Source organism: Micromonospora sp. NPDC048843 (assembly GCF_040649965.1).
Classification (GTDB): Bacteria; Actinomycetota; Actinomycetes; order Mycobacteriales; family Micromonosporaceae; genus Micromonospora; species Micromonospora hortensis.
Genome location: NZ_JBEZGJ010000236.1, coordinates 1 through 8,907, shown reverse-complemented (window position 1 = coordinate 8,907; position 8,907 = coordinate 1). Strand labels below are relative to the sequence as shown.

10 protein-coding genes and 4 tRNA genes are annotated in these 8,907 nt (G+C 67.6%); 1 reads left to right on the top strand and 13 read right to left on the bottom strand.

Going from position 1 to position 8,907, the window contains the following annotated elements; translation table 11 throughout:
• Window positions 1-83: 83 nt before the first annotated feature.
• The 11 genes from nusG to AB0C20_RS32950 all read right to left on the bottom strand — a co-directional run bounded on the left by nusG (window position 84) and on the right by AB0C20_RS32950 (window position 6,954).
• Entirely contained in the window at window positions 84-806 is a 723-nt protein-coding gene (gene nusG / locus AB0C20_RS33000; RefSeq protein ID WP_238667527.1) for a transcription termination/antitermination protein NusG, read from the bottom strand.
• Window positions 807-844: 38 nt separating this feature from the next.
• A complete protein-coding gene (gene secE, locus AB0C20_RS32995) occupies window positions 845-1,234 on the bottom strand; it encodes a preprotein translocase subunit SecE (RefSeq protein ID WP_091403530.1) in 390 nt (129 codons plus the stop codon).
• Window positions 1,235-1,447: 213 nt separating this feature from the next.
• Window positions 1,448-1,520, bottom strand: a tRNA-Trp gene (locus AB0C20_RS32990).
• A 129-nt stretch (window positions 1,521-1,649) separates the two neighbouring features.
• Window positions 1,650-2,042, bottom strand: coding sequence for a MaoC family dehydratase (locus AB0C20_RS32985; RefSeq protein WP_355580507.1), 393 nt, complete (start codon window positions 2,040-2,042; stop codon window positions 1,650-1,652).
• A 1-nt stretch (window position 2,043) separates the two neighbouring features.
• A complete protein-coding gene (locus AB0C20_RS32980; protein ID WP_357191235.1) occupies window positions 2,044-2,490 on the bottom strand; it encodes a MaoC family dehydratase N-terminal domain-containing protein in 447 nt (148 codons plus the stop codon).
• Between the two features lie 126 nt (window positions 2,491-2,616).
• Window positions 2,617-2,784 carry a 50S ribosomal protein L33 gene (gene rpmG / locus AB0C20_RS32975; protein ID WP_007073056.1) on the bottom strand — a complete coding sequence of 56 codons (168 nt, stop codon included), beginning with the start codon at window positions 2,782-2,784 and terminating at the stop codon, window positions 2,617-2,619.
• 132 nt (window positions 2,785-2,916) lie between these two features.
• Window positions 2,917-2,989: transfer RNA gene (locus AB0C20_RS32970), tRNA-Met, on the bottom strand.
• Window positions 2,990-3,013: 24 nt separating this feature from the next.
• Window positions 3,014-3,086: transfer RNA gene (locus AB0C20_RS32965), tRNA-Thr, on the bottom strand.
• Between the two features lie 93 nt (window positions 3,087-3,179).
• Complete coding sequence (locus tag AB0C20_RS32960) at window positions 3,180-5,711, bottom strand: EAL domain-containing protein (protein ID WP_357191232.1); 2,532 nt, start codon at window positions 5,709-5,711, stop codon at window positions 3,180-3,182.
• 56 nt (window positions 5,712-5,767) lie between these two features.
• Window positions 5,768-5,941, bottom strand: coding sequence for a hypothetical protein (locus AB0C20_RS32955; protein ID WP_238689123.1), 174 nt, complete (start codon window positions 5,939-5,941; stop codon window positions 5,768-5,770).
• Between the two features lie 929 nt (window positions 5,942-6,870).
• A tRNA-Tyr gene (locus AB0C20_RS32950) sits at window positions 6,871-6,954 on the bottom strand.
• A 147-nt stretch (window positions 6,955-7,101) separates the two neighbouring features.
• Between AB0C20_RS32950 and AB0C20_RS32945 the strand changes: the two genes are divergently transcribed.
• Window positions 7,102-7,596 carry a YajQ family cyclic di-GMP-binding protein gene (locus AB0C20_RS32945; RefSeq protein WP_328420594.1) on the top strand — a complete coding sequence of 165 codons (495 nt, stop codon included), beginning with the start codon at window positions 7,102-7,104 and terminating at the stop codon, window positions 7,594-7,596.
• A gap of 213 nt (window positions 7,597-7,809) precedes the next feature.
• On the opposite strand, the gene AB0C20_RS32940 is transcribed toward AB0C20_RS32945, so the two are convergent.
• Window positions 7,810-8,211: a hypothetical protein gene (locus AB0C20_RS32940; protein ID WP_357191229.1), complete on the bottom strand. Its 402-nt coding sequence runs from the start codon at window positions 8,209-8,211 to the stop codon at window positions 7,810-7,812.
• 26 nt (window positions 8,212-8,237) lie between these two features.
• Window positions 8,238-8,765: a dihydrofolate reductase family protein gene (locus tag AB0C20_RS32935; RefSeq protein WP_357191227.1), complete on the bottom strand. Its 528-nt coding sequence runs from the start codon at window positions 8,763-8,765 to the stop codon at window positions 8,238-8,240.
• Window positions 8,766-8,907 lie beyond the last annotated feature (142 nt).

Sequence of the window (8,907 nt, the reverse complement as noted above, 5' to 3'; positions counted from 1 at the left end):
GGTAGTGGTTGCGGCGGGGGACCTGTTCGGGGTCGAGCCAGGCCGGTGGCACGAACTCGGGGTGGCCCGCCGCCGACGACCAATCAGATCTTGGCGACCTGGTTGAAGTTGAGCTCCACCGGAGTCTCACGACCGAAGATCGACACCAGCACCTTGAGCTTCTGCTGGTCGGCGTTGATCTCGCTGATCGTGGCCGGCAGCGATGCGAACGCGCCGTCGGTGACGGTGACGGAGTCGCCCACCTCGAAGTCGAGAACCTTGATCTCCGGCTTCGACTTCTTCTGCTCGGTCTCGACAGCCGGCGCCAGCCACTTCAGCACCTCGTCGAGCGAGAGCGGAGCAGGCCGGTCGGCCCGGTCGGTCGCGCCGACGAAGCCGGTCACACCCGGGGTGTTCCGGACACAGGAGTAGGACTCGGCGGTCAACTCCATCCGAACCAGGATGTAACCCGGGAAGACCTTGGCCTGGATCTGCGAACGCTTACCGTTCTTGACCTCGACCTCTTCCCGGGTCGGCACCTCGACCTGGTAGATGAAGTCCTCCATGTCGAGACTCGTGATCCGGGTCTCGAGGTTGGTCTTGACCTTGTTCTCGTAGCCGGCGTACGAGTGCACCACGTACCAGTCACCCGGCGCGTAGCGCAGCTTCTGCCTCAGCTCCGCGACGGGGTCGTAGTCCTCGTCCGGGGCGGGCTCGGTCGTAGGGAACTCCGGCTCGCTGGCGGCCTCAACCGACTCGTCACCAGCCGCCGTCGCGACCGTGGACTGCTCGTCCACCGGTCCGGCGGTCTCGTCGTACTCAGGCACGCTCGCTCACTTCCGTCACTATGGCTGGAGGCAGCCGGTCAGTCCGAGTTGCCAAAGACAAACAACACGACCTTGGCGAAGCCGAAGTCCAGCACACCCACGATCGTCAGCATCACCGCGACGAACGCCACCACCACGGCGGTGTAAGTCAGCAACTCCTTGCGGGTCGGCCAGATGACCTTACGCAGTTCAGCTACGACCTCGCGGAAGAACCGGGCGATGCGGCCGAAGACGCCCACCCGACCCGTTTCCGACCGCGTGGTCGGCCGGCTGTCTGCCGACTCCGCCCGGGCACGGGACCGCGTGGCGGTGCCTCCCCGGGAAACCGGCTCGTCCGCGCCGGAGGCGTCGTCGTCGGCCACGTCGTCGACGACCTCGTCGTCCAGACGATCGTCGCCGTCGTCGTCGCGCCGCTTGTTGTCGGCCACTTCGCCCTCCGTCGCGGAATCTGGGGTCGCACGCCGAGTGGCGTACGCGGCGCTGGTCACGCCGGCCGGACCCAACCGTCCCGCGACGGGCCGCGGCCGGTGGATCACCCGGAGGGCCCCGATTGCCTCGGAGCCACCCCGCCGATGCCACCACCACGGGCCGGACGCCGCCAAGTGGCGGCGCGACCCACGGGAACGGTCAGGCCTGAGGCGCAGGGGTGACAGGACTTGAACCTGCAGCCTGCGGTTTTGGAGACCGCTGCTCTGCCAATTGAGCTACACCCCTATGTGGCAACACTCGCCCCACGCGGCCACAGACGACCGAGCAGGGGTCACTTGCCCCACGGCGGACCAGTGTACGGGTAGCCGCCCGACTTTCCCAACCGGTCTCTCCGCCACGCGTGGCGGGCTCCGCTCAGCGTGCCGTCCGGATGGTTGCCCGCGCCTGCGACAGCACCTTCTCACCCAGGCAGGTGGCGGTCACCTCGAGCCGGGTGAGACCGTCCTCGGTCACCTCGCGGACCCGCGCGGTCACCTCGATCTCGGTCCCCTGGTCATCGTCGGGGACCACCACCGGCCGGGTGAAACGCACGCCGTACTCGACCACCGCGTCCGGCGACCCGGCCCACTCGGTGACCGCCCGCCCGACCAGCGCCATCGTGAACATGCCGTGGGCGATCACCCCGGGCAGGCCCACCTTGGTGGCGACCCGGTCGCTCCAGTGGATCGGGTTGAAGTCGCCCGAGGCGCCGGCGTAGCGGACCAGGTCCGCGCGGGTCACCCGAAACGTCTGTGCTGGCAACTCCATCTCACGCCTCCCCGCGAATGACATACCTGGCCCAGACCGCGACCACTGGTTCCCCGCCGACGGTGCTCACGTCGGTGCGCGTGGTCAGGAAGCCGTGCCCACCCCTGGTGCTGACGTCCTCGATGGTGTTGGTGCAGACCAGCTCGTCGCCGGCGACCACCGGCCGGGTGTACGCGAACCGCTGGTCGCCGTGCACCAGGCGGCTGTAGTCGACACCCAGGGCCGGGTCCTCGATGATCTGGCTGCTCGCGGCCATCGTCACGATCACCGGAAAGGTCGGCGGGGCCACCACGTCAGGGTGGCCCAGCGCCCGCGCGGCCTCCGGGTCGTGGTGGGCCGGGTCGGTGGCGCCGACGGCGCTGGCGAACTCGCGGATCTTTTCTCGGCCCACCTGGTAGGGGGCGGTCGGCGGATACGTCCGGCCGACGAAGGAAGGGTCCAGAGGCATGCCGCGAACCTACACGGAAAGCCCAATCGCCGACCTGATCGGTAGGCGGCGGCGGAGCCGCACCAAACCGGTCAGGTCGGCGATCGGAAAGCTTCGACAACGGCCGGCCCTGAGGCCGGCCAGCGGTCAGCGGGTCTCGCGGTGGACCGTGTGCCGACCGTCACGCGGGCAGAACTTCTTCAGCTCGATGCGGTCGGGGTCGTTGCGCCGGTTCTTGCGCGTGATGTAGTTGCGCTCCTTGCACTCCACACACGCCAAAGTGATCTTCGGCCGGACATCGGTAGCCTTCGCCACGGCGGAGTGCCTTCCTCGCTAACGGAAACAACTACGACGCGCCAGCCTAGACGCTGACAGCGCGGACATGCAAAGTGGGCGCCAGAAGCGCCCATTCTTACGACCACCGGCAACGAGCCCGGAAGACGAGAGTAGCGGTGGCCGGACTTGAACCGGCGACACAGCGATTATGAGCCGCTTGCTCTACCATCTGAGCTACACCGCTGCGATGGGTCCAGCTGAACCCTCGAGCCCCCTTACGGAATCGAACCGTAGACCTTCTCCTTACCATGGAGACGCTCTGCCGACTGAGCTAAGGGGGCCTGCGCGATCTCCCCGTGGGGCGCGCAGGAGTAAGAGTACACGGCCCGGCTCGACAGGTGAAATCGGATCCCCGGTGATCGTCCGCGCCCTGTTCAGGGCACAACACGCAGGCGCGGCAGCTCTCCGTTCGAGGCTGTCTCCGGCTCCACCTGGGCGCCGAACCAGGCGGCCAGCCGCTCGTACGGCAGCGGCCGGCTGAACAGGAAGCCCTGCCCGATCTCGCAACCGATGTCCTGGAGAAGCTCCAGGGTCAGCTCGCTCTCCACCCCCTCGGCCACCACCGCCAGGCCGAACTGCTGGGAGAGGGTGACCACCGCGTTGACGATCGCCAGGTCCCCCGGGTCGGTCGCCATGCCCTGCACGAAGGAACGGTCCACCTTCACCTCGTGCACCGGCAGCCGACGCAGGTGCGCCAGAGACGAGTCACCAGTGCCAAAGTCGTCCACCGACAGCCGTACGCCGAGATCCCGCAGTCGTTGCAGAGTGGGGATGGGTCGGTCCGTGCCGTCCAGCACCCCCGACTCGGTGATCTCCAGGGTGAGACGCTGCGCCGGCACCTTGTACTCGGTCAACAACTCCTGGACCCGGTCCGGGAAGTGCTGGTCGATGAGCGTACGAGCCGAGAGGTTGACCGCGATCGGCAGCGGCTGGTCGGCCAGCGCCCAATCTCGACTGCGCCGAAGGCCCTCCCGGAGCACCACCTCGGTGAGCCGGCTCAACTGGCCGGTGTGCTCGGCCACCGCCACGAAGTCCTCGGGCGCGACAGTGCCGTGCGCCGGGTGCTCCCAGCGGGCCAGACACTCCACACCCACCAGGCGCCGGTCCCGCAGAGTCACCTTGGGCTGGAAGTAGACCTCCAGCTCGTCCTGATCCAGTGCGCGGCGCAGATCGCCGGCCAGACCCAACCGGCGCAGTGAACGGGACTCCAGCGCGGGATTGAACAGCTGCGCGCTGCCCGGCACCGACTTGGCTGCGGTGGCGGCGAGGTCGACCCGAAGCAGCAGGGTCGCCGCGTCGCTGCCGTGGTCCGGGTGTACGGCCACCCCGACGGCAGTGTCCACGTCGAGGGTGAGCGCGTCGAAGACCATCTCGTCGCGGATCTGGTCGCGCAGTTGGGCGGCCAACTCGAGCGCTGCCTCAGCGCTCTCCAACCGCAGCGTCACCAGGAACTCGTCCCCGCCGGCACGACCAACCAGAGCCGACGACGGCGCGCTGGCCCGCAACCGATTGGCGACCTCGATGAGGACCTTGTCTCCGGCCGCGTGCCCCAGGGACTCGTTGACCTGGCGCAGCCCGTCGACGTCGAAGAGCAGCAGCGCCACCACCTCGCCCGGTGCGCGGATCTTTACCGACTCGTCCAGCGCCCCGGTGATCCGCCGCCGGTTGGGCAGTCGGGTCAACGTGTCGTGGTGCGCGTCGTGCCGGAGCCGATCGACCAGCCGCGAATTCTCCAGGGCCACGGCTGCGTGTGCCGCCACGGTCTCGAAGATGGGGATGTCGCCACGGGTGAAATGACCGACGTCGCTGAGCCGGTTGGCGACCTCCAAGGTGCCGATGACCGCCTGACCGGACCGGAGCGGCACAACGATGACGTCCTTGATCTTGCCGCGACTCAGGGCCTGGCGCTCGTTCGACTCGTCGTCGAAGGCGCGCCCCACCGCGACGGTCCGCCCCTCACCCGCGGCTCGCTGGCGAAGGGAAGCCGGCGTCCGTACGACGTCCAGCAGACCCGAATCGTCGACCCTGGCGGTGAGTAACACTTCGGGGTGACGGCCCAGGGCGGGCAGCCACAGAGTCGCGTACTCGGCCTGCATCAGGGCCCGGACCCGCCCTAGTAGAGCATCGACGAGCGTCCCGTCCTGGCCGCGCTCCCCGATTGCGCGGGTCAGGTCGTACAGAGCGGCCAGCGTCCGGTGTTGCCGGAAGAACTCCGCGTAGGAGCGGTAGACCAGGACCAGTGCCACACCGAGTGCGACAAGCAGCACCAACGACCACCAGGTGGTCGTGACGGCGATCAGGATGATCAGTCCGAGCGAGACGTTGATCGCCGCAGTGAGCAGGGCGGGGCGTGCGGTGCGGAGAGAGTCCCGTCCCGCCTGCCAGCCCTGGAGAAGGGTGTGCACGCCGACGATGCCCGCAAGGCTGACAAGGATCACAGCGGTTACGGCCGCGAAAAGACTCAGCCAGGTGCCGGGGTCGTCCACCTCCTTCGAGGGCGGTAGCGCCTGAAGGAGGAGTACGGCGAGCGAGGTCCCAGCGGCCGCCTTGGCCACGTTGAACCAGAACTTGACGGGCGCGAACCGGTGCCGCGTCTGCGTGAGCATGGAGGCCACCGTGTAGATGGCGACGACGGTCAGCGGTGGCAGCAAGAAGAGCGCCAGCACCAGCGGAATCTCGGTCAGGGTCATGCCGAACGACTGCCGCCGGACGACAAAGTTGAGGACCGGCATGCCCACAGCGGCCATGGCGACCAACAACAGGAGCGCGAGAAGCCATTCACCGAAGGGCTGGGACGACACCAGCCCCGTGACCATGGAACAGATCGCTGCGAAGAACACCAGCGGCGCGGTGATGAACCAGGCACGATCCGCCGAACGGCGTCGCGATCGATTACGCGGAGCCATACCGCTCCCTACGGCGCCTGCAGTTACCGCTCTTGAGTGGGGGTGAGCTGAACCAGTCAGCGACCACTGCCGAAGACAGTGTTCTCCGGAACGACAGTCCAGATGAGATCGATGGCCTGAGCTCCGCTGGCACTGCTGTCGAAGAGGCCGGCGGGGAAGGCGACGATGGCGGCGGCAGCGAGAACAAGGAGGAGAGACCCACCGAGTCGGCCTAGCCTTCGACCAGACATGATCGCTCCTGTCGGGAGATGTACAGCGTTGATGGAGGTTCCACGATCGTGCCACAGCGCGGGCAGCCAGAGAAGTGGTGGTCGCCCGACTGGCCCCACCGTCTGTTACTTCCCGCCGTTCGGCCTACCGCCCCCAACGCACTGGACCAGATCACAAGCTTGCGGGGTGGTTCACCGCTTCACGCAGCGTTGAATACGACCTTCAACGCAATTCGGGTCCAGCTGTAGACACTCACCACATCCGGCTTGGCGGTCACCCTCAGCAACACCTCAACAGCCCGCGACAAACTCGCGCCTCCATCCGGCCATCGACCACCATACCGGCTCCTCGCCATCCCGCCAGCCCTTCGTCGGGTTCATTTCAGTGGGCGGAGAGCGACATGGGCGCTGACCACGAGCAGCGGATGCGCAGCTAACATCGCACTTGGCATCGATGACAGCAGATAGAGCGTGTTCTGACGTAGGTCAAATCCGCCATGAGCTCGAGCGCCAACCTGGCGGCAGACCCACCGACAGGATCACCGCAACGCCCGGAACATGACCCGCAGCCCCGTGGAGCGTCAGACCGAGCACGGCGGCCGACGCGATCTCGGCCGCAGGCGACCGCCTGATAGCGGGTGTGGAAGGTCCGACCCTCGCGATCCTCGCCGGCATCTCGCCAACCAACGCAACGACTACGTTGACGCCGCCTATGACGGGCACCCGTAGACCAGCACAACGACAGCGGACGTCGACGCGACGCCATCACCGAAGCTCGCCACCTCGTCGGCGACACCACGGCCAAGATCGGCAGCTGAAAGGAGGGCGCTCATCGAGTGCACAGCAGACCTTGCCGTTCATGGCGTCCTCGCCGTCAAAGCAGTTGGCGACGAGACAACGACAACGGCCCCCGATCAGCATCTCTGCTGGTCAGGGGCCGTGTCTGCACCTGGTGGCGGGTAGAGGATTCGAACCTCTGAAGCTTTCGCGACGGATTTACAGTCCGCTCCCATTGGCCGCTCGGGCAACCCGCCAGGGCACCCCACCGCGTCGTAACGCGGCGGCGGAAGCAAGGATAGCGGCTCCCCCCGGCACCTACGCAACCGGGTACGGTCAGGGGGTCGTGCCGCTGGTCGGCGGCCGACGGCAGGCCCAGACCGCCGGACAGCAGGAGCAGAAACATGGCAGCGAACCCGTCGTTCGACATCGTGAGCAAGGTTGACCGTCAGGAGGTCGACAACGCCCTTCGGCAGGCGGAGAAGGAGCTTGCGACGCGGTTCGACTTCCGCGGCACCGGCGCTGAGATCTCCTGGTCTGGCGAGGAGGCGATCGGCCTTCAGGCGGAGACCGAGGAGCGCGTCCGCGCCGCACTCGACGTGTTCAAGGAGAAGCTCGTCAAGCGGAACATCTCGCTGAAGTCGCTGGATGCTGGGGATCCGCGCCCATCGGGCAAGATCTTCAAGATCGACTGCAAGGTGATCCAGGGCATCGAGACGGACAAGGCCAAGGCGATCAGCAAGAAGATCCGCGACGAGGGCCCGAAGGGCGTGCAGGCGCAGATCCAGGGCGACCAGCTGCGGGTCACCGGCAAGAAGAGGGACGATCTCCAGGCGGTCATCTCGCTGCTCAAGGGCGAGGACTTCGGCGTCGCCCTCCAGTTCAACAACTACAGGTAGGGCAGAGCCGGCCGGCCGGGCGATCGGGCCGACGGCCTTCGGCCAGCTGAGCAGCCGTCGTTCGTCACTCTCGGCGGACTTCGGCAGCCCTCCCCGACCCGGCCTCGATCCACCCAACCGGGGACGCCACCCGCCGAGCCGGCGTCAGGCCCACTGAAGCTGAGGAAGTCACCCGCCCGAGTCGGCGTCGACCCACCCCAGGTCGGCGTCGACTCACCCCGCCGGTCGGGCTGATTCCGCACGGAGTCCGTCGACCACGAGTGCGTGGACAGAGCGCAGCACGGCCGCCTCCTGTTCGTGGCCCACGCCGCTGGCGACAGCGGCCCAGTGCACGGCGCACTGGGCGGCCAACCCCCATTGTCTGCGCGACAGCTTGATGGCGACTTCCTCGTCGTCGGTCGGCCAGTTACCGGAGCCGGCGACGCCAGGGGTCCAGTGCGCGATCTGGTCCCATCCTGCTTCGCGGATGCCTGACCCTGTCTGCACGACCTGGTGAGGATCGTCGCTCTCTGCCGCAATGCTGACCGCGCTGTCGACCGCGCCATCCAGGTGGCGCCACTGCCAGGTGGTCATGCGCAGGCTGAAGACTCGCTCCGGGTCGTCGACGTGTTCCATGTGGCTCACCCCATCGGTACGCGGGCTCAGTAGACGACGCGGTACCAGTGCTCGGTCTCGCCGGGCAGCGACTCCAACCGCACTTTGGTGCCGCCGGGGTGGTCGAACATCCGCACCCCGTCGCCGAGCAGTACCGGGGCGAAGAACATGAGGACCTCGTCGAGCAGCCCGGCCTCGACGCACTGCTTGGCGACGTTGGCGCCGAGGATGTTGACGTACCTGTCCCCGGCGGCCTCCTTGGCCTGGGCGACGGCGGTGTGCAGGTCACCGACGAACGTGACGTCCGCGGGTGGCTCGGCCGGTGGCCGGTGGGTGAGGACGAACACCGGCCCGTGGTACTGGCCGCCGAACGCGCCTTCGCTGTCGGTGCCACGGTTGGGGTCGTCGCCGCCGAATGTGCCGTTGCCGGCCAGGATCGCGCCGACGCTGTTGAGTAGGCGCTCCGCCGTCGGGTTTTCGCCGCCCAGGTGGTCGGTCAGCCACGACATGTCGCCGCCGGGGCCGGCGATGTAGCCGTCGAGTGACGCCGTCGCCGAATATAGAACCTTAGCCATGAAGCCAGGGTAGGCGGACGGAACCCGGGTTCCTGGAAGTCGGGGTGTCCGGCGCGCAGGGACAGCCGAAAGGACCTCGACCGGGTAGTAACCGCGTCGGCGGTGCTTCGACGCGTCGACATCCTTCGGCATCGGTGTTGCG